This is a genomic window from Thioclava sp. DLFJ5-1 (genome assembly GCF_002020115.1).
Classification (GTDB): Bacteria; Pseudomonadota; Alphaproteobacteria; order Rhodobacterales; family Rhodobacteraceae; genus Thioclava; species Thioclava sediminum.
Genome location: NZ_MPZU01000006.1, coordinates 1 through 23687 on the forward strand (window position 1 = coordinate 1; position 23687 = coordinate 23687).

At 63.9% G+C, this 23687-nt stretch carries 22 protein-coding genes; 14 read left to right on the plus strand and 8 right to left on the minus strand.

The features are described from left to right. Positions 1–443 precede the first annotated feature (443 nt). From BMI86_RS17060 to BMI86_RS17070, 3 genes are all read right to left on the minus strand, one after another. Positions 444–974, minus strand: coding sequence for a flavin reductase family protein (locus tag BMI86_RS17060; protein WP_078542400.1), 531 nt, complete (start codon positions 972–974; stop codon positions 444–446). A 2-nt stretch (positions 975–976) separates the two neighbouring features. Continuing rightward, positions 977–1315: a ferredoxin FdxA gene (gene fdxA, locus BMI86_RS17065; protein ID WP_078542401.1), complete on the minus strand. Its 339-nt coding sequence runs from the start codon at positions 1313–1315 to the stop codon at positions 977–979. Positions 1316–1377: 62 nt separating this feature from the next. After that, positions 1378–1980 (minus strand): superoxide dismutase, encoded by a 603-nt coding sequence (locus BMI86_RS17070; RefSeq protein ID WP_078542402.1) that lies wholly within the window; start codon positions 1978–1980, stop codon positions 1378–1380. An 86-nt stretch (positions 1981–2066) separates the two neighbouring features. On the opposite strand from BMI86_RS17070, the gene BMI86_RS17075 reads away from it, so the two are divergent. Together BMI86_RS17075 and murB are read left to right on the plus strand one after the other, a co-directional pair. Then, complete coding sequence (locus BMI86_RS17075) at positions 2067–2747, plus strand: metalloregulator ArsR/SmtB family transcription factor (RefSeq protein ID WP_246831755.1); 681 nt, start codon at positions 2067–2069, stop codon at positions 2745–2747. Beyond that, entirely contained in the window at positions 2744–3808 is a 1065-nt protein-coding gene (gene murB / locus BMI86_RS17080) for a UDP-N-acetylmuramate dehydrogenase (protein WP_078542404.1), read from the plus strand. The genes BMI86_RS17075 and murB overlap by 4 nt, the downstream gene beginning before the upstream one ends. Positions 3809–3881: 73 nt before the next feature. Here the strand turns inward: murB and BMI86_RS17085 are convergent, their stop codons facing one another. Then, on the minus strand, positions 3882–4904 hold the full coding sequence (locus tag BMI86_RS17085; protein ID WP_078542405.1) for a LacI family DNA-binding transcriptional regulator: 1023 nt from the start codon (positions 4902–4904) through the stop codon (positions 3882–3884). 172 nt (positions 4905–5076) lie between these two features. Between BMI86_RS17085 and iolG the strand changes: the two genes are divergently transcribed. From iolG to BMI86_RS17145, 12 genes are all read left to right on the plus strand, one after another. After that, the gene (iolG, locus tag BMI86_RS17090) at positions 5077–6072 is read left to right on the plus strand and encodes an inositol 2-dehydrogenase (RefSeq protein ID WP_078542406.1); all 996 of its coding nucleotides are present in this window, start codon (positions 5077–5079) and stop codon (positions 6070–6072) included. Between the two features lie 144 nt (positions 6073–6216). Next, positions 6217–7146: a sugar ABC transporter substrate-binding protein gene (locus tag BMI86_RS17095; RefSeq protein WP_078523447.1), complete on the plus strand. Its 930-nt coding sequence runs from the start codon at positions 6217–6219 to the stop codon at positions 7144–7146. A 126-nt stretch (positions 7147–7272) separates the two neighbouring features. Further along, positions 7273–8376, plus strand: coding sequence for an ABC transporter permease (locus tag BMI86_RS17100; protein WP_078542407.1), 1104 nt, complete (start codon positions 7273–7275; stop codon positions 8374–8376). Between the two features lies 1 nt (position 8377). After that, entirely contained in the window at positions 8378–9199 is an 822-nt protein-coding gene (locus BMI86_RS17105) for an ATP-binding cassette domain-containing protein (RefSeq protein WP_078542408.1), read from the plus strand. Positions 9200–9239: 40 nt separating this feature from the next. Beyond that, a complete protein-coding gene (locus tag BMI86_RS17110; protein ID WP_246831756.1) occupies positions 9240–10388 on the plus strand; it encodes a Gfo/Idh/MocA family oxidoreductase in 1149 nt (382 codons plus the stop codon). After that, positions 10385–12304, plus strand: a complete 1920-nt coding sequence (gene iolC, locus BMI86_RS17115) for a 5-dehydro-2-deoxygluconokinase (RefSeq protein WP_078542410.1) — start codon at positions 10385–10387, stop codon at positions 12302–12304. The genes BMI86_RS17110 and iolC overlap by 4 nt, the downstream gene beginning before the upstream one ends. Before the next feature lie 97 nt (positions 12305–12401). Further along, entirely contained in the window at positions 12402–14258 is a 1857-nt protein-coding gene (gene iolD / locus BMI86_RS17120; RefSeq protein ID WP_078542411.1) for a 3D-(3,5/4)-trihydroxycyclohexane-1,2-dione acylhydrolase (decyclizing), read from the plus strand. Positions 14259–14269: 11 nt separating this feature from the next. Continuing rightward, positions 14270–15184: a myo-inosose-2 dehydratase gene (iolE, locus tag BMI86_RS17125; protein ID WP_078542412.1), complete on the plus strand. Its 915-nt coding sequence runs from the start codon at positions 14270–14272 to the stop codon at positions 15182–15184. Positions 15185–15188: 4 nt separating this feature from the next. Beyond that, positions 15189–15392, plus strand: a complete 204-nt coding sequence (locus tag BMI86_RS17130; RefSeq protein WP_078542413.1) for a hypothetical protein — start codon at positions 15189–15191, stop codon at positions 15390–15392. Further along, positions 15389–16195, plus strand: a complete 807-nt coding sequence (iolB, locus tag BMI86_RS17135; protein WP_078542414.1) for a 5-deoxy-glucuronate isomerase — start codon at positions 15389–15391, stop codon at positions 16193–16195. The genes BMI86_RS17130 and iolB overlap by 4 nt, the downstream gene beginning before the upstream one ends. A gap of 22 nt (positions 16196–16217) precedes the next feature. Beyond that, positions 16218–16997, plus strand: a complete 780-nt coding sequence (locus BMI86_RS17140; RefSeq protein WP_078542602.1) for a TIM barrel protein — start codon at positions 16218–16220, stop codon at positions 16995–16997. Between the two features lie 312 nt (positions 16998–17309). Then, the gene (locus BMI86_RS17145) at positions 17310–18665 is read left to right on the plus strand and encodes an MFS transporter (RefSeq protein WP_078542415.1); all 1356 of its coding nucleotides are present in this window, start codon (positions 17310–17312) and stop codon (positions 18663–18665) included. 80 nt (positions 18666–18745) lie between these two features. On the opposite strand, the gene BMI86_RS17150 is transcribed toward BMI86_RS17145, so the two are convergent. The 4 genes from BMI86_RS17150 to BMI86_RS17170 form a co-directional block, all read right to left on the minus strand. Beyond that, positions 18746–19399, minus strand: a complete 654-nt coding sequence (locus BMI86_RS17150; RefSeq protein ID WP_143594849.1) for a hypothetical protein — start codon at positions 19397–19399, stop codon at positions 18746–18748. 1170 nt (positions 19400–20569) lie between these two features. Continuing rightward, the gene (locus BMI86_RS17160; RefSeq protein WP_078542418.1) at positions 20570–21403 is read right to left on the minus strand and encodes an ABC transporter permease subunit; all 834 of its coding nucleotides are present in this window, start codon (positions 21401–21403) and stop codon (positions 20570–20572) included. A gap of 22 nt (positions 21404–21425) precedes the next feature. Next, positions 21426–22358: an ABC transporter permease gene (locus BMI86_RS17165; RefSeq protein ID WP_078542419.1), complete on the minus strand. Its 933-nt coding sequence runs from the start codon at positions 22356–22358 to the stop codon at positions 21426–21428. Positions 22359–22431: 73 nt separating this feature from the next. Continuing rightward, entirely contained in the window at positions 22432–23640 is a 1209-nt protein-coding gene (locus tag BMI86_RS17170) for a hypothetical protein (RefSeq protein ID WP_078542420.1), read from the minus strand. Between the last annotated feature and the right edge of the window lie 47 nt (positions 23641–23687).

The window sequence follows — 23687 nt, forward strand, 5'->3', positions numbered from 1 at the left end:
GGATGGAGCAGCCCGGTAGCTCGTCAGGCTCATAACCTGAAGGTCGTAGGTTCAAATCCTACTCCCGCAACCAAATCTTCTAAAGCATATCAAACGCCTAGCCTCGCTACACGCGAGGCTCTTTGCGTTTAAGATGGCCTTGCTGCAAACGCCGTGGAGGCAATGCGGAAGCTGATCTTGATCTTGTCCCGTTCCTTCAAGCGGAACACGACGAAGCCCCCTGAGAAAGGGTCGAGATCAAAATTCCCCGAAATGGAATTAACAAGCCCATCGATCCCTGTTCGGATGTCGACCGGTTGCGTTGCTAGGTAGATCTTGAACCTGCGAGCCTATTGGAAGGCTTGTGCGCCGCGGACCATTCCGGCACGCCGGTGATGTAGCGGAACGATGCACGATAGCCCCAACGGGCGTAGTCCGCCCGGATCTCGGGGCTGTCGAAACCGTCACAGCGGGGTGATGGTTTTGAAATGACGTCCGTGCCAGACCAGAGGCTTGCGGGACGCGGAGAGGTCGATATGCCGTGGACGCCCGACGAACAGCACGTGATCGGTCGTCTCGATCTCTCCGACGAGGGCGCAGTCCATTGCCGCCAAGGCACCGCGCAGGCGCGGGTGGCCGGAGGGCCAGGTATCCCATGCGCCGTGCTCGAACCGCTCCTCCGGCGCGACCTTGCCGGCAAAAGCCTCGGCCACCGCCTGCTGGTCCGCTTGCAGCATCGCGAAGGAAAACCCGCCCTGCGCGCGGATCAGCGATGCCAGGCGGGCGCCGGAGTCGATGGAGACCAGCAGCGACGGCGGATCGACCGCCAGCGAGAGCGCTGCGGTTACGGTGCGCCCTACGCGGTCGCTGTCCCGCGCGGCGCTCACAACGCAAACGGTTGCGGCCAGCGCAGACATCGCCTCGCGGAACGCAGCTTGCGTGTCCAGCCCGGCGTCGATCATCGCATAGGAAGCCTGTGAGAGTTCAGTGCTCATGACTATCCTTTTTGCCCCGGCTCGGGCGAGAAATGCGTTTGCAGCTTGTTCGGCGCGCCATCCATCTCGTCGGCATTCGCGGGCGGGGTGCCCATCGCGACAATGACAGGCCAGACCTCTGCATATTTGCGGTTGAAGTCGACCCAGCCTTCGCCGTCAGGATCGGTGTCGGGACGGATCGCGTCGGCGGGGCACTCGGGTTCGCAGACGCCGCAGTCAATGCATTCATCGGGGTGGATCACGAGAGCATTTTCGCCCTCATAGAAGCAATCGACCGGGCAGACCTCGACGCAATCCATGTATTTGCAGGCGATGCAGTTTTCGGTGACGACGTATGTCATGGGGAGCGGCTCATGAGCTTGGAAGAGGCCGTGCGCAGGTGGTGCGCACGGCGCTCGGTGCATCAGGCGAGGTTCGACGCCACGAACTCGTAATTTGCGAGATTGTCGAGGAAGTTCGTCACGTAGTCCGGCCGGCGGTTGCGGAAGTCGACGTAGTAGCTGTGTTCCCAGACATCGAGGCCCAGCAGTGCCGTGCCCTCGCCGGTGGCGAGCGGGTTCACCCCGTTCGGCGTCTTGGTCACGCTAAGGCTTCCGTCCGGCTTCTGGATCAACCAGGCCCAGCCCGAACCGAACTGCCCGGTTGCTGCGGCCTTGAACGCCGCTTTGAAGTCGTCGACAGAGCCGAAATCGGCGATCAGTCGCGACTCGAGTGCGCCAGGGATGCCACCACCCTGCGGCGAAAGGGCGTTCCAGAAATGAATGTGGTTCCAGTGCTGTCCCGCCTGGTTGAAGATGCCTTCGCGTGCGGGATCGCCGTAAGTGGCGACGACGATCTCCTCCAGAGTCTTGCCCTGAAGGTCGGCGGTCTCCTCGACGAAGCCGTTGAGCGCCGTCACATAGGCCTGATGGTGCTTGTCGTGGTGTAGTTCGAGCGTTTCCTGGCTCATGCCGCGGTCAGCCAGCGCGGAATGGGAAAAGTTCAGTGCGGGAAGTTCGAAAGCCATGTCAGGTCTCCTGCGGGGGTGGTTGCGCCGCAGCCTGCGGCGGGTTAATAAATCAAGTAAGTGCTTTGAAAAATATTGAGGCGAATATGTCAAGCGATAGCTTGGAAAAATACGCGATGGAAGATTCAGGCTGGTCGCTGCGCTCCGCCTCTGAGCGCATCCTGATGGCGTTGAAGATGCACGGGGCGCTGACCTCGGCGCAGGTCGGGGCCCGCCTCGGCACCACCGGAGAGGCCGCGCGGCAGCAGCTGCTGAAACTCGCCGAAGAGGGGCTGGTCGCCGATGAACGTCGCGCCTCCGGGCGGGGGCGACCTGCGGTCTTCTGGCATCTGAGCGAAAAGGGGCAGGCCCAGTTTCCGGACACGCATGCTGCGCTGACCGTTGAGATTCTGCGCAGCATTTCCGGCGTTCTGGGGGAGGAGGCGCTCGAGCGCATCATCGAGGCCCGAGAGGCGACGACGCAGGCGCTCTACGAGGCGGAAATGGAGGGGTGTGGCGATCTGGCCGCACGGGTCGAGAAGCTGGCCGAACTGCGCAATGCCGAAGGCTACATGGCCTCTGCCGAGCGTGATGGGGACGGCACCCTTCTCCTTGTCGAGAACCATTGTCCGATCTGCGCCGCGGCGACTTTCTGTCAGGGCTTCTGTCGGGCCGAACAGGCGGTGTTCAAGGCTGTTCTGGGCGAGGATGTCTCGGTCGAGCGGGTTGAACATATAGTCGAGGGCGGTCGCCGCTGCACCTATGTCATCCGCGACGCGGTGACATGAACGCAGGTCAGCTGACCGGTGCTCCGCGCGCTGACCGGGCCCCTGCGTGGACGCCCCCCGTCGCGCAGTCGCCGACACCGCTGAAGGCCGCCTTCGACTTGGGCCGCCGAAACACGCTGGGCTTGCGGTCGAAGGCCCGGTTCGGCGGGTTGCTGCGCACAGAAGCCGAGATCATCGCCGCCGCGCAATATGCCGGGCACCTTGGTCTGCCGTTTCACCTGCTGGGCGGCGGGAGCAACTGCGTGCTAACCGAGCAGATCGACGGCGTGGTCGGGATCAACGGATTGCTTGGTCGTAGCGTGACGCGCGCTTGCGATGGTGTGCGCGTCACGGCAAAGGCGGGTGAGAACTGGGATGCCCTGGTGCGCTGGACGGTGGAGCAGGGTATCGGCGGCCTCGAGAACCTTGCCGGGATACCGGGCACCGTTGGCGCGGCCCCAGTCCAGAACATCGGCGCCTATGGAGTGGAGCTGAAGGATCTGGTCGAGAGCGTCGACATTATCGACACGGAGACATGGACCGCGCGACACCTTTCGGCGCGCGACTGCGGCTTCGCCTATCGGCACAGCCGTTTCAAGGAGAGGCCGGGCGTTGAGCTCGTCACCGGGGTCACGCTTCGGCTGCCCACGGATTGGAAGCCGAATCTCGGCTATGCTGGTCTGACCGACCTGCCCGGCCCGCTCAGCCCGGACAGGATCATGAAAGCCGTTCTGGCCCAACGCGCGGCGAAGATCCCGGACTGGAGGGACATCGGCAATGTCGGGTCATTCTTTCACAACCCGATCGTCTCGGTCGCGACCGCGCGGCGCTTGGCGGACGTCCCGGGGCATCCGGTCCCGGGCGGCGTGAAGCTCTCGGCGGCGAGGCTTCTCGATCTCTGCGGCCTTAAGGGGGGCCGCAGGGGCGGTGCAGGTTTCTCTGAAGCGCACGCGCTGATCCTCGTGAACCTCGGCGGTGCGACGGTTGAGGACGTCATCGCGCTTGCCGATCACGCCCGAGAGACGGTCCGCGCACGCTTCGGTGTCTCTCTCGTGCAGGAACCGGCATTGATCGGACGCTGAGCTGGCATGCGTGCGTCACACGGCGAATGATCAGCCCTCTATCCCCGTCGACCGATGCGCTTGCCCTCCGGTGTCAGGCGCTTGCGCGGGGGACGAGCTTGCCCTTGAACGCGCGGTCGAAGTCGCGGTCTTCGCTGCTTTCGAGCACTTCGACCAGATATTCGGCCATCTCCGTCAGCGGCTGGCGATAGGTGGTCAATGCGTAATTCGGGCTCTGGCATTGCGGCACGTCGTCGAAGCCCGTCACCGCGATATCCTCGGGAATGCGCAGGCCGAGCTTGTGGCGGATCACGTCGATCGCGCCGATGGCGAGCGCGTCGTTCTCGCAGACGAGGATGTCGGGCATTTCGTCGCGCGGGCGATCGGTGAGAATCCGGGTCACGACCTGCTCGGCGAGGATCGGGTCATAGGCGGGCACTTCGGCGAATTCGGGGACGGTCCCGAAACGCCGCTCCCAGCAGCCCAGGAAGGTTTCCTTGCGCAGCAGATGCGCGGAGTAGGTGCGCGGACCCGCGAGGAAGAGCGGGCGGCGATAGCCCTGTTCCGCAACATAGGCGGCGATCTCCTGCATCGCGGCGGCGTCGTCCACCGCGATCGAAATCGTGTCGGGATGGCGCGAGGTGCGCGCGAAGATAATCAGCTTGTGGAAGCGTCGGGCGTGCAGAGCGGTCTCGAGAACCTCGTCGTCGAACTGGATCCCGATCAGGATCGCGGCATCGACGCGGCGCTGGCTGGCGTTGAGGATCGCATGGCCCGCATCGTCGCGGTCGAGCGTGTTCACCAGAAGCGTATCCCAGCCATGCTTGCGCAGGATGCGCGTCAGCCGCTCCATCATCACCAGCTTATGCGGGTTGGCGAAGTCATCGACCAGCAGCGCGACGAGGTTCGAGCGATCCGAGGCCAATGCGGCTGCGCGCAGATCGGGCACGTAGCCGAGCTTGCTCGCCGCCTCCATCACCTTGGTCCGGGTCTTGGGCGAAATCGACGCGTCCTTCTTGAAGGCCCGGTTGACCGTCCAGCGCGAGACACCGGCAGCTTCGGCGACATCATCGGCGGTGATGTTGTTTTCGAAATTCGGTCTGCGCACGTCGCTCATCGGGTTCTCCTCAAAAGCTGACCTATCAGCTTTCTTGCCAGCATACACACAGAAAAGAGCGGCAGCGGAGTCCCATTTGCACGCGCGTGCAAAAAATTCTTGCACGCGCGTGCAAAACGGATGATGTTAGCGCCAGTCATCGGTCGAATCGGATCGGTTCTGGGAGGAATGCATGTTGAAAGTCGGGTTGCTGGGCGCCGGCCGTATCGGTCAGGTGCATGCGGTAAATATTGCCGGACATCCGGGCAGCACGCTCGTCGCGGTCTCGGATGTGAACGCGGAGGCGGCGCAGGCGCTCGCCGCGAAATACGACGCGAAAGCGGCAAGTTCCGAGGAGATCATCGCCAATCCCGACATCGACGCTGTGCTGATCGCCAGCTCGACCGACACCCATTCGGATCTGATCGAGAAGGCGACGGCGGCAGGCAAGGCCGTGCTGTGCGAAAAGCCGGTCGATCTATCGCTTGAACGGGCGAAAGCCTGCCTCGCGGCGGTTTCAAAAACCGGCCAGCCCGTGATGATCGGTTTCAACCGTCGGTTTGACCCGAATTTCGGCGCGCTGCGCTCTGCCGCCCACGCCGGAGAGATCGGCAAAGCCGAGCTGCTCTCGGTCACGTCCTTCGATCCTGCGCCGCCGCCGGTCTCCTACATCAAGGTCTCGGGCGGTCTGTTCCGCGATATGATGATCCATGATTTCGACATGGCGAATTTCATCATGGACAGTGCGCCGGTCAGCGTTCGCGCGGTTGGCTCCTCCATCGTCGATCCGGCGATCGGGGAGGCGGGCGACGTGGATACGGCCGTGGTCACGCTGACCTATGCAGACGGGCGCATTGCCGTGATCAAGAACTCGCGCCGGGCTGTCTACGGCTACGATCAGCGCGTCGAATTGCTGGGCTCGGAGGGGCTGCTGACCGCGGCCAACATGCTGGAGAACACGGTCTCGAAATCGACCGTGGCCGGCGTCTCTTCGGCCAAGCCCACCTATTTCTTCCTCGAGCGTTACATGCCCGCCTACGCGGCGGAATGGGACGCCTTCGTCACCGCTCTGGCCGAGGGTCGCCCGATGCCGGTGACTCTCGAGGATGGCGTGGCCGCGCTCGCGATGGCCGAGGCCGCAACGAAATCCGCCAAGATGGGGGAAGCCGTCGATCTGGCGACGCTCTGAGGCGCTGCCTCGGAGTGGACGGAAATCGCAGGCGCGAGGAGGTGCCTGTGGTTCAAAGGCCGAAGGGATCGGCCGGGCCGCATCGGACGCGACATGGAGGAGCGCGGTGCGGTGACAAACAGAAAGTGAATCTGGGAGGATCACATGAAACAGTTTCTGCGTGCTGCAGTTGCGGCCACCGCCGTGGCTTTCGCTGCACCGGCATTCGCGACGGATATCGTCGTGGTCTCGCACGGTCAGGCCAACGACCCGTTCTGGTCGGTCGTGAAGAACGGCGTCGAACAGGCGGCGAAGGATACTGGCGTGAATGTCGAATACCGCTCGCCCGAGACCTTCGACATGGTCGCGATGAGCCAGCTGATCGACGCCGCCGTGAACCAGGAGCCCGACGGCTTGGTCGTCTCGGTTCCCGATGCGGACGCGCTTGGCCCGTCGATCAAGCGGGCCGTTGCCGCAGGCATCCCGGTGATCACGATGAATGCCGGATCGGATGTGTCGAAATCGCTCGGTGCGCTGCTGCATGTCGGTCAGGACGAATTCACCGCGGGTGAACGCGCGGGTGAGAAGCTCAAGGAGATGGGTGGCAAGAACGGGCTCTGCGTCAACCAGGAGGTCGGGAATGTCTCGCTCGACCAGCGTTGCGCCGGTTTCGCCAAGGGCTTCGGCGGTCAGGTGAAAGTGCTGCCGACCACGAATGATCCGGCGGATATCGAGGCCAAGGTGCGCGCAGCCCTGCAATCCGATACGTCGATCGACACCGTGTTGGCGCTGGGTGCGGCGACGGCGGGTGAACCTTCGGTCAAGGCGGTCAAGGCGCTGGGTGAAGGTGGCGGCAAAATCAACGTCGCGAGCTTCGATCTGTCTCCGGGTTTCCTGAAGGATGTCGAGAATGGTGACGCGGCCTTCGCGATCGACCAGCAGCAGTATCTCCAAGGCTATCTGCCGGTGTCGTTCCTCGCTCTCAACGCGAAATACGGCCTGATCCCGGCGTCGAACGTGGCTTCGGGGCCGAACCTGATCACCAAGGACAAGGCGGCTCAGGTGGTCGATCTGTCGGCCAAGGGCATTCGCTGATCCACATCGGATGAGTTGATACGGGGATGCGCGCGAGCCCTTCGACGCGCGCGCATCCCACCGGCGCCACCGCGGGCGGTCGCGGAAGAGAAAGCGCCACGAACCAGCATTCTCAGGGAGGGTATAATGCCTGCCGACTCCACGGTTACCGACGAGCGCGTCCGCGAGGAAACAGTTCTCGCGCGCTTGATGAAGCGACCCGAACTGGGCGCGATCGCCGGGCTCATTCTCGTGACGATCTTCTTTCTCTTCACCGCGAATGGCTCGATGTTCACCCTGTCCGGGATCATGAACTTCCTGACGCCCGCCGCGCAGCTCGGCATTCTCGCCATCGGCGCGTCGCTTCTGATGATCGGGGGAGAGTTCGACCTTTCGATCGGCTCGATGGTGGCCTTCGCGGGGATGATCTTCGGCGCGCTCGTGGTCAATCTGGGACTGCCGCTGATCGTGGCCATTCCCGGCACGCTGATCTTCGCTGGCATGATGGGCGTGGTGAACGGGCAGCTGGTGATCCGCACGGGCCTGCCCTCCTTCATCGTGACGCTGGCTTTCCTGTTCATCCTGCGTGGCCTGTCGCTCGTCGGGCTGAAATATCTCACCGGCGGCTCGACCCAGCTGCGCGGCGTGCGAGATGCGGTGGGCGATGACTGGCTGGCGCCGTTCTTCTCGGGCGACGCGTTCACGGGTCTCTTCGCGAAGCTCGCCGAGTGGGGCTGGATCGACACGTTCAAGTCGGGCGCGCCGAAAGTGCCGGGCGTGCCGGTCGAGATCCTGTGGTTCATCGGTATCGCGCTGTTTGCCACCTGGATCCTGCTGCGCACCCCTGCCGGCAACTGGATCTTCGCTGCGGGCGGCGACAAGAACGCGGCCTCCAATTCGGGCGTGCCGGTCAACCGGGTGAAGACGACGCTCTTCATCGTGACGGCCTGTTGCGCAGCGCTCGTCGCCATCATGACCGTAATCGACGCGGGCTCCACCGATGCGCGTCGCGGCTTCCAGAAAGAATTCGAGGCGATCATCGCCGCGGTGATCGGGGGCTCGCTGCTGACCGGCGGTTACGGCTCGGCGATCGGCGCCTTCTTCGGTTCGATCATCTTCGGCATGGTCGTGATCGGCCTGACCTACACCTCGATCGATCAGGACTGGTTCCAGGTCTTCCTGGGCGGGATGCTGCTGCTCGCCGTGATCTTCAACAACGTGATCCGCAAGCGCGTGACGGGGGAACGCTGATATGGAAATTGAGACCGCATTCCACCACGGCGCCGTCGCCGCCGACACAAAACCCATCCTCGAGATGCGCGGCATCAAGAAGCACTTCGGGAACGTGATCGCGCTGGCCGGTGTCAGCTTCGATATCCGCCCCGGCGAGTGTCACTGCCTTCTCGGCGATAACGGCGCGGGCAAATCGACCTTCATCAAGACGATGTCGGGCGTGCACAAGCCGACCGAGGGCGAGATCCTGTTCGAGGACAAGCCGATGAACTTCTCGAGCCCACGCGATGCGATGGAGGCCGGGATCGCCACGGTGTTTCAGGACCTCGCGATGATCCCCCTGATGAGCGTGACGCGCAATTTCTTCATGGGGCGCGAGCCCACGAAAGGGGCGGGCCCGTTCAAGCGCTTCGACGTGGCGCGGGCTAACGAAGTCTGCGTCGAGGAGATGCGCAACATGGGCATCAACCTCCGCGGTCCCGATCAGGCAGTGGGCACCCTCTCGGGGGGCGAGCGCCAGACCGTTGCCATCGCCCGCGCGGTCTATTTCGGCGCGAAAGTTCTGATCCTCGACGAGCCGACCTCGGCGCTTGGCGTGCGCCAGACCTCGAACGTGCTCGCCACCATCGACAAGGTGCGCAAGCAGGGCGTGGGTGTCGTGTTCATCAGCCACAACGTGCGCCATGCGATGGCGGTGGGCGACCGCTTCACCGTGCTCAATCGCGGCAAGACGCTGGGCACCGCAACCCGGGGCGAGATCACGCCGAACGAGTTGCAGGACCTGATGGCCGGTGGCCAGGAGATGGCGCAGCTTGAAGGCTCGCTCGGCGGCACGATCTGACAAGCGGCAGGGGCGCGACGTGCCCCTGCCACGGACTGCAATGACGACAGGAACTGAGGGTGACATGGCGCTTCCGATGCCCGCAACTCCGCTTGGCGTGGCCCTGATCGGGACCGGCTTCATGGGCAAATGTCACGCCATGGCGTGGCGCAACCTCGCGACCGTCTTCGGCGGCGCGCATCCCCGGTTGGAGATCCTCTGCGATACACCGGCCGACAAGGCCCGCGCCTTTGCCACGCAGTTCGGCTTCGCGCGTGGCAGCGATGACTGGCAGGCGACCTGTGCCGATCCGGCGGTCGATGTGGTCTCGATCACCGCGCCCAACGGGTTGCACCGCCCGATGGCCGACGCCGCCCTGCGTGCGGGCAAGCATGTCTGGCTGGAAAAGCCGATGGCGCTGACGCTGGAAGATGCGCGGGCGATGGCCGGGCTCGCAGCGGAGCATCCCGGGCAGGTCACGATCCTTGGTTACAACTACCTTCGGTCGCCCGCTTTCCAGATGGCGCGCAAGCTGATCTCGGACGGCACGATCGGCACGCCCCGCGCGTTCCGGGGCGTCTATGACGAAGACTATTCCGCCGACCCGCGCCTCCCGTGGTCATGGCGGACGACGCGCGAGGCTGGTGGTCTGGGCGCCTTGGGCGATCTGGGCTGCCACCTCGTGTCGCAGATGGTGGCGCTGATGGGCCCGGTGGAGGAACTGACCGCGATGACCCAGATCGCGATCCCCGAGCGCACCTCCCCCGAAGGGCCAAAGCCGGTCGAGAACGAGGACAGCGCGCTGGCCCTGATCCGGTTCGCGAGCGGCGCGCAGGGCTCCTTCGCCACGTCGCGGGTGGCGCGGGGGCGAAAGTGTCGTTTGCAATGGGAGATCCATGGATCGGACGGCACCTTGGTCTTCGATCAGGAGAACATGAACGAGCTGTGGCTGCATCGCGCCGGAGAAGCGGGGTTCACCCGGCATCTGACCGGCCCCGATCAGCCCGATTTCGCCGCCTTCTGCCCCGCGCCGGGGCATAATTTCGGCTTCAACGAACAGAAAGTGATCGAGGCGCGTGACCTCTGCGCAGCCATCGCGGGCGGGCCGAATGCCGGCCCCGATTTCGCCGCCGGTCTGGAGATCGAGACGGTGATCCACGCGATGGCACGCTCCAACGGCGCCCCGATCCGGATCGGAGACATGGCATGAAAAACCTCGACGTGATCACAATTGGGCGGGCAGGCGTTGATTTGTATGGCGCGCAGATTGGTGGGCGTCTGGAGGATATGGGCTCGTTCGAGAAGTATATCGGCGGGTCTCCGACGAACATCGCCTGCGGGACGGCGCGGCTGGGGCTGAAGTCGGGCCTCATTACGCGGGTCGGCGACGAGCATATGGGCCGCTTCATCCGCGAGCAGTTGCTGCGCGAGGGCGTCGATGTGACCGGCGTTGCGACCGATCCGGAGCGGCTGACCGCGCTGGTGATCCTTGGCATTCGTGATGAAGAGCAATTCCCGCTGATCTTCTACCGCGAGAACTGCGCGGATATGGCGCTGAGCGAGGAGAATATCGACGAGGCGCTGATCGCGCGGACGCGCTCGGTGCTCGCGACCGGCACGCACCTGTCGCATCCGCGCACGCGGGCCGCTGTCCTCAAGGCGCTGGAACTCGCGCGTAAGCATGGGGCGAAGACGGCGCTCGACATCGACTACCGCCCGAACCTCTGGGGCGTCGCGGGCCATGGCGAGGGTGAGAGCCGTTTCGTCGAAAGCGCCGAGGTCACCGAAAAGCTGATGGCCACGCTGCACCATTTCGACCTGATCGTAGGCACGGAAGAGGAGTTCCACATCGCGGGCGGATCGACCGATACGATCGAAGCGTTGCGCGCGGTGCGCAAAGTCTCCGATGCCACGCTCGTGTGCAAACGCGGGGCCGCCGGCGCGGTGGCCTTCGAGGGCGATATTCCGGACAGTCTCGATGACGGCCAGACCGGCCCGGGCTTCCCGATCGAAGTGTTCAACGTGCTGGGCGCGGGGGACGGGTTCTTCTCGGGTCTGATGAAGGGCTGGCTCGACGGCGAGAGCTGGCCGAAGGCGCTCGAATACGCCAATGCCTGCGGAGCCTTTGCGGTCTCGCGCCATGGCTGCACGCCGGCTTATCCCTCGCTGACCGAGCTGGAGTTCTTCCTCAAGCGCGGCGTGAAGCAGCCCGATCTGCGCAACGATGCGGAGCTGGAGCAGGTCCACTGGTCGACCAACCGCCATACGCGCTCTCTGCCCGATTGGCCCGATTATCGGGTGTTCGCTTTCGATCACCGGATGCAGCTCGAAGAGATGCCGGGCTACACGCTCAAGAAGGGTGGGGCCTTCAAGGAACTGTGCCTGTCGGCGGCGACCCAGGTGCAGGACGGGCGGCCGGGCTATGGCATCCTCTGCGATGACCGGATCGGGCGCGCGGCGCTGCATGCGGCCTCCGGGTCGGGCCTCTGGATCGGGCGACCCTGCGAATGGCCGGGTTCGCGCCCGCTGGACCTGGAGCCGGAACTGGGGCCCGATTGCGGCGGTCTGACCCAATGGGCGCGCGAGGAGGTGGTGAAGGTCCTTTGCTTCTGCCACCCCGATGACGATGCCGAGACGCGGGCCAATCAGGAGGCGACGGTGAAGCGCCTCTTTACCGCGGCGCGCAGGAACGGGCTGGAATTCCTGCTCGAGATCATTCCGTCCAAGGTGGGACCGGTCGATGCCGACACCACCGCGACCCTGATCCGGCAATTCTACAAGATCGGGGTCTATCCGGATTGGTGGAAGCTGGAACCGATGGCGGACGCGGCCGGATGGGCCAAGGCCGTGGCCGCCATCGAGGAATACGACCGCCACACCCGCGGGATCGTGGTGCTGGGTCTGGATGCGCCCGAGGCCGAGCTGGCGGCAAGCTTCGAGGTCGCGGCCAGCTTCGATCTGGTCAAGGGCTTCGCGGTCGGTCGGACGATCTTCGGTGACGTGGCGCGGGCCTGGATGCAGGCGGAGCTGACCGATGCCGAGGCCGTGGCCGAGATGGCGCGCCGCTACACGCGGCTGTGCGGGATCTGGGACGGAGCGCGGGCGAAGGCGGCGAAGGCTGCGTGAGGTTTGAAACGGGGAGGGGGCTCTGCCCCCGCTCCCTGACGGGAGCCCCCCGGGATATTTGGGCCAAGAGGAAGTGGCCCCAGAGAGGAAGAGAGAGATGAGCGAGACGATCCGGCTGACCGCCGCGCAGGCGATGGTAAAGTGGCTCTCGGTGCAGATGACCGAGGATGGCGAGCGGTTCATCGAAGGGATGTGGGCGATCTTCGGGCATGGCAACGTGGCCGGGATCGGCGAGGCGTTGCATGCCTACAAGGACGTCTTCCCGACCTGGCGCGGGCAGAACGAACAGACGATGGGTCATGCGGCGATCGCCTATGCCAAGGGCAAGAAGCGCACGCGGGCGCATGCGGTGTCGAGCTCGATCGGGCCGGGCTCGACCAACCTCGTGACGGCGGCCGCGCTGGCGCATGTGAACCGGCTGCCGGTGCTGATCGTGGCGGGCGACGTGTTTGCTACGCGCCGTCCCGATCCGGTGCTCCAGCAGGTCGAGGATTTCGACGATGGCACCGTCAGCGCGAATGACTGCTTCCGTCCGGTCTCGCGCTATTATGACCGGATCTCGCGCCCCGAGCATATCCTGTCCGCGCTGCCGCGGGCGCTGCGGGTGATGACCGACCCGGCCAATTGCGGTCCCGCCGTGCTGGCCTTCTGTCAGGACACGCAGGCCGAGGCTTATGATTACCCGGTCGAGTTCTTCGCGCCCCGCGTGTGGCGCATTCGCCGTCCCGCTCCCGATGCGGGGGAACTGGCGCGGGTCGCGGAGATGGTGAAGGCGGCCGAGAACCCGGTGATCATCGCCGGTGGCGGTGTGGTCTATAGCCAAGCCGAAGACACGCTGGCCGAGTTCGCGTCGAAGCATCAGATCCCGGTGGCGGAGACGCAGGCAGGCAAGTCGAGCCTCGCGCAGAGCCATCCGATGAGTTTTGGCGCGTCCGGCGTGGACGGTTCGGCTGCAGCCAACACCGCCTCGCAAAACGCCGATCTAGTGATCGGGGTCGGCACGCGGTTCCAGGACTTCACCACCGGCTCGCGGACGCTGTTCGGGGCAGGGGCGAAGCTCGTCTCGATCAATATCCACGGCTATGACGCGGCCAAGCACGGGGCTGAGAGCCTCGTGGCCGATGCCAAGGTCGCGCTCGAGCAGCTCAGCGCCGCACTTGGCGATTATCAGGCCGCGGCCCCCGATGCCGATGCCCGCGAGGACTGGCTGCGCGCGGTCGACGCCTATTGCGCGCGCCCCGAGGATCAGGCGGCACTGCCGACCGACGGACAGGTGATCGGCGCGGTGCAACGCGCCACCGGTGAGGACGCGGTCGCGATGTGTGCGGCGGGCACGATGCCCGGTGCGCTGAAGCTGCTGTGGAAGCCCTCTCAGGGGGGCTATCACATGGAATACGGCTATTCCTGCATGGGCTACGAGGTGGCGGGCGCGATGGGCCTCAAGCTCGCGCGGCCCGAGCGTGACGTGCTCTGCTTCATGGGTGACGGCTCTTACATGATGGCGAATTCGGAGCTTGCGACGGCGGTGTTGCGGCGGGTGCCCTTCACGGTGATCCTGACCGATAACCGCGGCTATGGCTGCATCAACCGGCTGCAGACGATGGGCTGTGGCGGCGAGCCTTTCAACAACATGTATGTCGATTGCAATGTCGAGGTGCAGCCGGAGATCGACTACGTCGCGCACGCAGCGGCGATGGGCGCGCATGCGGTGAAGGCGGCCAATACCGACCAGCTGGAAGCGGAAGTGAAAGCCGCGCGGGAGCGCGACATCCCGACGGTGATCGTGATCGACACCGTGGCCAAGGACTTCCCCGGAACCGGGCTGGAGACCACGGCGGGCGAACACGGCTTCTTCTGGGACGTGGCGGTGCCCGAGGTCTCGGACCGCCAGAAGCAGCGCGATCGCTTCGAAGAATACCTGACCCAGATCGCAAACGCGCGGCTGGTGAATTGAGGAGGAAAGAGATGATCCGTTTCGGCACGAACCCGATCGCCTGGGCGAATGATGACGACCAGAGCCTCGGCGCGCATATCCCGACCGAGCAGATCTTGCACGAAGCCGCCGAGATCGGTTTCGAGGGGATCGAGAACGGCCATCGCTGGCCGCAGGACGACGCGGAAGCGCTCAAGCAATTGTTGAGCGGCTATGGGCTGGATTTCGTTTCGGGATGGTATTCGCTGAACCTTCTGACGCAATCGGTGGAGGCGGAGAAGGCCGCGATCCAACCGCATCTCGACAAGCTCAAGCATAATGGATGCAAGGTCTGCATCGCCTGTGAGACGTCGAATTCGGTGCAGGGGCTAGATGTGCCTTTGTCCGAAAAAGCGGTGCTGAGCGCGGCCGAGATGGCCGAATTCTGCGCCAAGGTCGAGGAACTTGCGGCGTTCACGGCCGGGCAGGGCATCGATCTGGTCTATCACCACCACATGGGCACCGTCGTCGAGACGCCCTCCGAGATCGAGGCGTTCATGGCGGCGACGGGGCCTGCGACGAAGTTGCTTTTCGACGCGGGGCATTGCTATTTCGGCGGCGACGGGATCGACCCGGCTCCGATCCTGCGCAAATACGTCGACCGCGTACGCCATTTCCACGCCAAGAATGTTCGCCCCGAAGTTATGCGCAAAGTGCGCGAGGAAGGCATGTCCTTCATGGACGGGGTGCGCGGCGGCGTCTTCACGGTGCCCGGCGATAGTGAAGGCGGAATCGATTTCGCGCCGCTGCTCTCGATCCTCAAAGAGGCCCGCTATGACGGATGGATCGTGATCGAGGCCGAGCAGGATCCCGATCAGCGCAACCCGTTCGAGTATCAATCTCTGGGGCTCAAAACCCTCAAGTCAGCCGCCGTCGAGGCGGGGCTGATCGCCACTGAGCAGGCCTGAGCGCATGGCCCGCGATCGCTTCCTCGATTTCGACACGCCCTGGTTCCGTCCGCTGTGGAAGCGGCTGCTGGTGGTGGGTGTGGCCCTTGGCTGGGGCCTGTTCGAACTCGTCGCTGGAGATCCGGGCTTCGCGATCCTGTTCCTCGCGATGGGCGGGTATGCCGCCTATCGTCTTTTCGTGACCTTCAAGCCGAGAGAAGACAAATGACCGATCTGCTGCGCAAACCCTTTGGCACTCATGGTAAAGTCCACGAGATTACCCCGCAATCGGCGGGTTGGCGCTATGTCGGCTTCTCGCTCTACCGGCTGCGCGCGGGCGAGAATGCGGCAGAGGCGACGGGTGACCGCGAGGCGATCCTGGTGATGGTCGAGGGCAAGGCGCGGGTCATGGCCGCCGGGCAGGACTGGGGTGTCTTGGGCGAGCGGATGGATGTGTTCGAGAAGACGCCGCCGCATTGCCTCTATGTCCCGAACGATCAGGACTGGGAAGCCGTGGCAGAGACGGATTGCACGATCGCGGTCTGCCTCGCGCCGGGCAAGGGCGGGCATGAAGCGCGCCGTATCGGGCCCGACGGGATCAGCCTGACCGAGCGCGGCACCGGCACCAACACGCGCTACATCAACAATATCGCGATGGAGGCGGAGGATTACTGCGACAGCCTTCTGGTGACCGAGGTGTTCACGCCTGCGGGGCATTGGTCGTCCTATCCGAGCCACCGTCACGACGAGGATGACTTCCCGCGCATCACCTATCTCGAAGAGACCTATTACCACCGCCTGAACCCGGCACAGGGCTTCGGCATCCAGCGCGTCTATACCGAGGACGGCACGCTCGACGAGACGATGGCGGTCTCGGATGGCGATGTCGTGCTGGTGCCGCGCGGGCATCATCCCTGCGGGGCACCCTACGGGTTCGAGATGTATTACCTCAACGTCATGGCCGGGCCGCGCCGCAACTGGCGGTTTCAGGCCGATCCGGCGGTGCAGTGGATCATGGAGCGCGATGCCTGAGGGCATCCGGGTGGAGAAGATGATGGAACAACCGTTTCAACTGGCGGCCTGCGCCGAGATGCTCTGGCGCGACCGACCGATCGAATGGCGCGCAGCGCGGCTGACCGAGATGGGCTTCGGCGTGGGGTTGTGGAACTGGCCGGATCACGACCTCGACAAGCTCGAGGCGGCGGGCGCGGATTACACGATCATGAATGGCTATCTGGAGGGGCGGCTGAGTGACCCAGAGGGGGCGGAGATACTGCTGCGCTCGGCGCGTGAGACCGCGGCGGTTGGCAAGCGGCTTAGCGTGGACCGACTCAACCTGCACGGCACAGGTCTTGGCGACGGCGGTATCCCGATCCCGCAGCATGGCAGCTTCGCGCCGGGCAGCTTCCAGCGGGCCTGCGATACGCTGAACCGGATTTGCGATCTGGCCGAGGAAGAGGGGGTGGTCTTCACGCTCGAGAACCTCAACCCGATCGATCATCCGGGCTGCCCCTTCGGCTCTACCGCGGACGTGCTGGCGCTGGTCTCGACCGTCGATCGCCCGCAGCTGCGGATCAATCTCGACCTCTATCATACGCAGATCGGCGAAGGGGATCTGATCCGCTGGTGCAAGGCGAGCCTGCCCTGGATCGGCGAGGTTCAGGTGGCCGACAATCCGGGGCGCTTCGAGCCGGGCACGGGTGAGATCAACTATGCCGGTGTGGCGAAAGCGCTGCAGCAGATGGGCTATCGCGGTCCGGTCGCCATGGAGGCCTTCGCGCAGGGCGATGAGGAGGCGGCACTCGAGGCGTTCCGCACCGCCTTCACACTCTGAGACCCGTCGATATGCAAAGCGGTGTGCTGGTCGCGCTTCCGATCCGCATACTGTTCCGTTCCGCCACTGAAGTGGACCGTCGCGCCAGTGGCACGACGACACCAACGACAGCATTGTGCTTTGGGCTAACGTCCACCGGCCCCGGAATCCCTTGTCCCGATGGACCAGGGCAAGTCATGCCCTAACTGTCAAACCCGACCACTCAGGTGGGGCTGATCACCGGCCCGACCAAGTCGCTGGAACTGGGTCAGACCGAGACGCTGGAGAGCGGTCTCGTCTGGCTTCGGCATCGCGTGACCAAGGAAAGCTGAAATGCCCGTTACCCCCAAAGCTCCGCTCGCCATCGTGGCGCTTGCGACACTCCTGTCCCTCGTTGTTTTCACCCTGCCGCTGACCACGCTCGAGGCGATGACCGCCGCGCTCGGGCTCGGCCCCGCGCAGCAGGCTTGGATCATGTCGGGGATGCCATTGGGAGCCGCCTGCGGGCTTCTGATCGCCGGGGCCTTCGGCGATACGCTGGGGCGCAGGCGGACTTTCGTGGGCGGGCTGTGGCTCACCGCGCTCGCTTCCGTTGCCGCCGCGCTCGCACCGACCGGTCTGTTTCTGATCGTCGCGCGTGTCGTGCAGGGACTCGGAAGCGCCGGGATCATGGCCTGTGGTCTTGGGCTTCTGGGCCAGATCTACGAGGGCGAGCCACGCCGCCGTGCCGCCGCGATCTGGGCCGCGGGCCTTGGCGCGGGCGTGGCGCTGGGGCCGATCCTCGCCGCGGCGCTGCTGCCGATTGGCGGATGGCCCGCAGGGCATTGGGCGATCGCGCTTGCCGCGACCATCCTTGCGCTGAGCGCCTCGGCCCGCCTGCCCGAGAGCCCGCGCAGCCCGCATCGGGTCGACCTCACGGGCGGTTTGCTTCTGATGCTCGGCCTCGGCTGCCTGCTCTCGGCGCTCACCGAGTTGCGGTTGGGAGCTTTCGGCGTGGTGGGCTTGCTCGCATTGGGCGCACTGGCTTTTCTGGCCCTCTTTCTGCGCACCGAACGCCGGGCTCCGAACCCGATCCTGCGGCTCGATCTCTTTGCCCATGCGCCCTTCACCGGCGCGACTCTCGCGGCTTTCGCCTCGGGCGCGGGCGTGCTTGCGCTGATGTCTCTGGTGCCAACCGTGCTGGTGCGCGGCATGGGGCAGACGCCACTTATGGCCGCTTTCGTTCTCCTCGCATGGTCGGCGTTGACCGCGATCGCCGCGCTCAACGCGCATCGCTTGCCCGTGCGCTGGAGCTCGCGCCAGCGCGTGATCGGCGGGATCGTCGGCTGCGGGGTCGGACAGGCCCTGATGCTGCTTGCGACGCCTGCGGCGAGTTGGGCGATCCTCGTGCCGGGGCTGCTGATTGCCGGGGTCTCGAACGGTATCCTGAACGCCGCGCTGGGGCATGAGGCGGTGCAATCCGTCCCGCCCGAGCGCGCCGCGATGGGGTCGGCGGCCAACAATACCGCGCGCTACCTCGGCTCCGCCCTCGGGATCGCCTTGATCTCGATCCTGATTGCCGGACGCGATGGCGAGCGCTTCTTCGCGGGCTGGCACGAGGCCGTGGTGATGAGCACCTTGTTCAGCGGACTGGCGGTGTTCGCGATGCTCGGTCTCGCGCGCGAGCGCGGTTCCCTCGGTGCGCGATGAGCGCAGTCCTGTGTCAGGCGTCGCCGGACCGCTCGCTGAGGATCCAGGTGGCCGCACCCTGAACGTGCTGCGGCGTGCGGCTACTGCCGGGTCAGCCTCACCGTGAACCCACCGCCACTCATGCTGAATGTAGCAAGCTTGCGTGCGTCATAGGCGGCATGCACATCGAACGACTTGAAGTAAAACGGCCAGACATATCCGGGCCCCAAGACAACTCGATAGGATATGTCGCAGATCACGGTGTCGTCGTTTTGCTTCTTGGCTGTCGTTGCTATCTGCACCACGCGCCGACCATCATACATGGCCATCGGCGGAGGGCAGGTTTCACCGTTTGCCAGCTTTGCGAAGAATTCCGTCGGGGAGATCACACCGGCGGGGACTTTTCCGGCGTCCGTCATCTCGGTCATCTCAGAGCGCGGTGTAATCTTAACGGCCGTCACGGTGTCCGCCTCGCGGACAATCGCGATATCGCGCGTTTCGCTGCCACGACTTGTCCCCAGGTAATCGACCTCATTACCTTTGGCCTGCGTCACCGCCTCGAAGGTGCCGTCGTCCAAGCCGAACGGCGTGTTGTCGAGCGAGAGCAGCAGTTTCGCATTACTGCCTTGCCCCTCGAATTGCAGCATGCCCAGGGATCGGTGGCCCAGCGTGACTTTGTAGGTTTGCTTTTCGGCCGCTGCCGGTCCCGCCAGCAGGCCGGAAAAAGTCGCAACGAGAAGGAGAATGCGTGTCATGAAATATCCGTAGGCCAATGCTTTTTTGTCATACTTCCTCCCACATAGCTGTGCGATATCCAACTCCGTGAAGGAGGGCCGACAACTGGACAAAATTGCAAAGATCTTTCCGGAAACAGGGTATTTGCGCGGTTCGACTTCTGCTTGGCCATCGTGCCTGTAGGATTGCGCGCAATGTTGCGGGCTGTACGCTGAATTCGGTAGTAGATTCTGGCGAGTTTCAAGCAAAGCTTTGCGGTTCTTTTGTGCATAGGTTTGCGCAAATTCCGCGTAACTTTGCGTTTTAATTTAGTATCCGACGAAGCGAACTCTTTCCGAGTCGACCTTAGCTTTTCCAGTTTTGATGGAAAGAAAAACGAGCCCATATTCTTAGCAACTTTTTGAAACTGGGAAACTCGGCGGCTCCGACTCCGAGATCATTTTTCGCGCCAATTCCGAGAACGCCTGAAATCAAGATCGCTTGGTCAGCATTGCCGCGGAGGCACAGCTCACTGGAGATGCTGTCGGCCTCAAACCGACCATTTCGCCCTGTCGCAGCTACCTACTGCTTGGGCTACGATTCTGAAGGAGGCTCCTGCTGCCTTCCCTCCGAAGCATTGTATGTGCCCTCACTTGTGTTCTCAGTCGTGAAACGCTGGCTCACGGGGCGTTGGTTAGTGAAAGAGGCCAAATCCGATTCGCGAATTTGCCATTACCGAAAAGGAGCAGATCTGTCTGTAACTCTGTCGGGCACACTTCTGGCTCATCGTCGTCAAGGTTTGCCTTCGGAGGATTTCCCACGGGGTGGGTGCGGGCGTAGGTAGCAGCGCCCTCGAATGCTTCTCTTGGAATCGAGGGATGCTCTTCACAGAGATCATCCAAGGTATCGCCGTCGCTAAGCCTGCCAAGCACAGATCGGCAAGTGATCCGCGTGCCTTTGATCAACGGGTTTGGGCGATACTGCGCCGCAGACATGACACTCAGATGGGCAGTCTGCACCCCTCCGCTTAGAAGGTTGCTGAGGTCTTCCAGAGGCCGAAAGGGAATGGTGGCCAACACTCTATCTTGGCGCACAGCACCCTAAGAGACTCCCGGCGCGCGAAACAGGTGTGTCAGGGAGAGCGGATGCAATGCTTGCGAACCGCGTCCAGCGCCGCCTCAGTCGGGAGATAATCGCGGGCGGCCGGACACTCAGGTCCGGTTCAGCCGCACGAACAGCAGCCAGAACATCGCGCTGAGAAGTGGCAGCGTCACCAACAGAACGAGCGAGGACAGGGCGAAGATGATCGGCACCTGGCTTTGCTGGGCTGCCGCCTGCACCCAGTTCCAGACCGGCATGGTCTCTGACGTACCGCGCAGGAAGATCGTCCGCATGACCTCGTTGAAGGACATCAGGAAGCCGAAGAGGCCCGCACTGACGATGCCCGGCATCAGGATCGGAAACTCGATGTCCTTGAAGACGCGCCAGTCGCTGGCCCCGAGGTCGCGTCCCGCCTCGATCAGGGTATGGTCGAAGCGCAGGGTTACGACGAGAACGATCAGGAGTGCGAAGGGCAGGGCCCAGACATAGTGCCCCACGGCGATCGACCAGAAGCCCAGATCGAGTCCGAGCACGGACTGGCTGAAGATGAAGAGGGCCGCGCCCATCGACATCCCGGGCACGAAGAGCGGCAGGACGAAAACGAGGAGCATCGGGCCGGGGCTGGCCATGCGCGGTACTTCGCGCCCGATCACTGTGGCGGTGACTGCGCTGACCAATCCGACGATCAGCCCAATCACGATGCTGGCGACGAAGGGCATGTGCCAGTCGCTGCTCGCAAACAGTGCCTGATAGTGGCGTAGCGAGAAGGCGCCGGGGATGCCGGAGAGCGGGTCGCTCGAGATTGACAGCAGGACGAGCCAAAGCAGCGGAAAGTAGATCAGCGCGAGCATCGCGATGCCCATCCATTTACCGAGCCGCTTCCAATTCGGGTTGTAGCTGGTTTCGAGCGAAACGGGGCCTGTCGTGGCGGTCATGTCGGTCATTGGTCTTTCCTTGTGCCCGGGGTCATCGGCGCAGCGCGAGTTTCGCGCCGCCGAGGTGGCGCAGGATGAGGGCCATCACCGCGAGGATCAGCAGCAAGAGGCCTATCACGAAAGCGGAGAGGGCGGCGACGACGGGATAGCGCAGGGCGGTGTAGGCGCTCTCGATTGAGCTTGAGAGCAGGTTCACGAAGCCGCCGCCCAGCATTCCTGGCTCGACCCAAGCGGCAAGCGCCGGTCCGAGCGTGAACACGAAGCCCGCCATGACGCCGGGCAGGGAGAGGGGGAGAATCACCTTCCACAGCGTCTGTGCAGGGGTTGCTCCGAGATCGTTGGAGGCTTCGATCAGGGTGTCGTCGATCAAAATGATGGCCATGTAGATCGGCAGGACCATCGGGGGGAACAGGGCCGGGATCATCCCGAAATGCACCGAGAATTCCGAGTAGAGCAGCCATTCGAGCGGCGAATCCGTGATCCCGGTCGACATGAGGACGGTGTTGATCAGACCGTTCTGGCCAAGGATCGCGCGCCAGACGATCGTGCGCGACGACAGGTCGAGGAAGAACGGAATGGTCAGCAGCGCGAGGAACACTGCACGGGCCATCTGGCTGCGCGCTCCCTTGGCAAGCCAGAGCGCGAAGGGGAAGCCGATGGCGAGCTCAATCAGCGTCACGGTCAGAGCGATGCGCAGCGTGCGCAAGGTGACTTCCCAGCGTCCCGAGGCGAAGAGGCCTTTCCACGTCTCGAGGCTCGGCTCGTAAATCGTCTGGAAATATTCGGTCGAGAAGAAGCTGTAGACGAAGAGGATGACGAGCGGCACGATCACCAGCACAGTCCAGATCGCGCAGATCGCCCAGAGCGCCAGATGCGACGGGGGGATCTTGAAGGCGGACCGGCGGCCTTTGTTCTTAGGTCTGGTCTGCGTCATGGGCGCATCCATTTCGGCGTTCATAGTCATCTATCTTCCTGTGGTGTTCGGCCCCTGTCGAGGCCGGGAGGCGTCTCCCACGTGAGCGGGAGACGCGAAGGGATCAGGCGTTGAGGAACCGCTGCCACTGCTCCTCGATGTCCGACGCGTTCTGCGGCGTCGTGGTCGAGGTGAAGGGCTTTTCGAATTTGCGGTTCACCTTGGCTTCGGTGGCGCGCAGGGCTTCGATTTCCGCTTCGCTCCAACCGTTCTCTTCGGCATAGGCCACGCCGAGATCCATGTTCGGGCCGGCATAGCCACGATCGCGGGCCTGAAGCGCACGGTATTCGCCGCCGAGGAAGTAGTTCAGCATCTTGTAGATGTTGTCGACGTTGTCGCGTTTCATCGCGGGGGCTGCGACATAGGCGCCGTGACCCCATTTGAAGTAGCCCTCGACGGTGTAGGCGTAGCGGGTCGCGTCTTCCCCCAGCACGTTGTTGGCTTCGCGCACTGCCGGTTCCCAGCAGTTGATCACGTCGACTTCCTTGTTAGTCAGAAGCTGAATCTGCTCCTCGAAGGCGCCGTAGAGCGTGCGGAACTGGCCCGCTTTCTTGCGCTCGATGAGGAAGTCCGCAACCATCGCCGCTTCGTCGGCGGTCATATCCGAGACATTCTTAATGTCGGCTTTGCCGGTTTCCTTCAGGTAGAGCGCGGCGGAGGGCATCGAGTAGCTCCAGCCCTGCCCGTAGGCGACGCGGCCGCGGGTGGCTTCGTCTTCGAACATCAGCGACCACGAGAGTTCTTCCTCGCTTGCGGGATCGACGCCGATGGCCTCGGGCACATAGCCGAAGCTGTCGGCGTTGCCGATGACCGGAACGCCCCACTGCTTGCCCTCTTCGTCGGTGACCACAGGCGAGCGTTTCCAAGCATCCGACGTGCGCTCCCACAGGGTGAGTTCGGGGTGGTCCGTCTCGATCTTGGCATACATGCCGCGCGGGCCGAGAATGTCTTCGGTGCCGCTCTCGAAGATGTAGATGTCGGTGCTGTCACCGAGGTTCGACGCCATGATGTCGCGCATGAAAACACCGACATCGTTCGAGGTGCCGTTGAGTTCGCACTTGATGCCGAGGCTGGCTTCGAGCGGCGACCAATCCTTGAGCGCGGCGGTCGGAACGCCGTAAGCCCGCACGACGGGCATATCCTGTGCCATCGCACCACGGGGTGCGAGACCGGTAGCCGCGAGGGCTGCCGTGCCAGCAACCGCGCCCATGCCGCGAAGCATGTTGCGCCGGGTCAGTTCGATCTGATCGAACGTAGAGAACTTGTCCTTCATTTTTCCTTCTCCTGTTGGGGCTTCGCGCCGTCTCGAGCGGCTGCGTA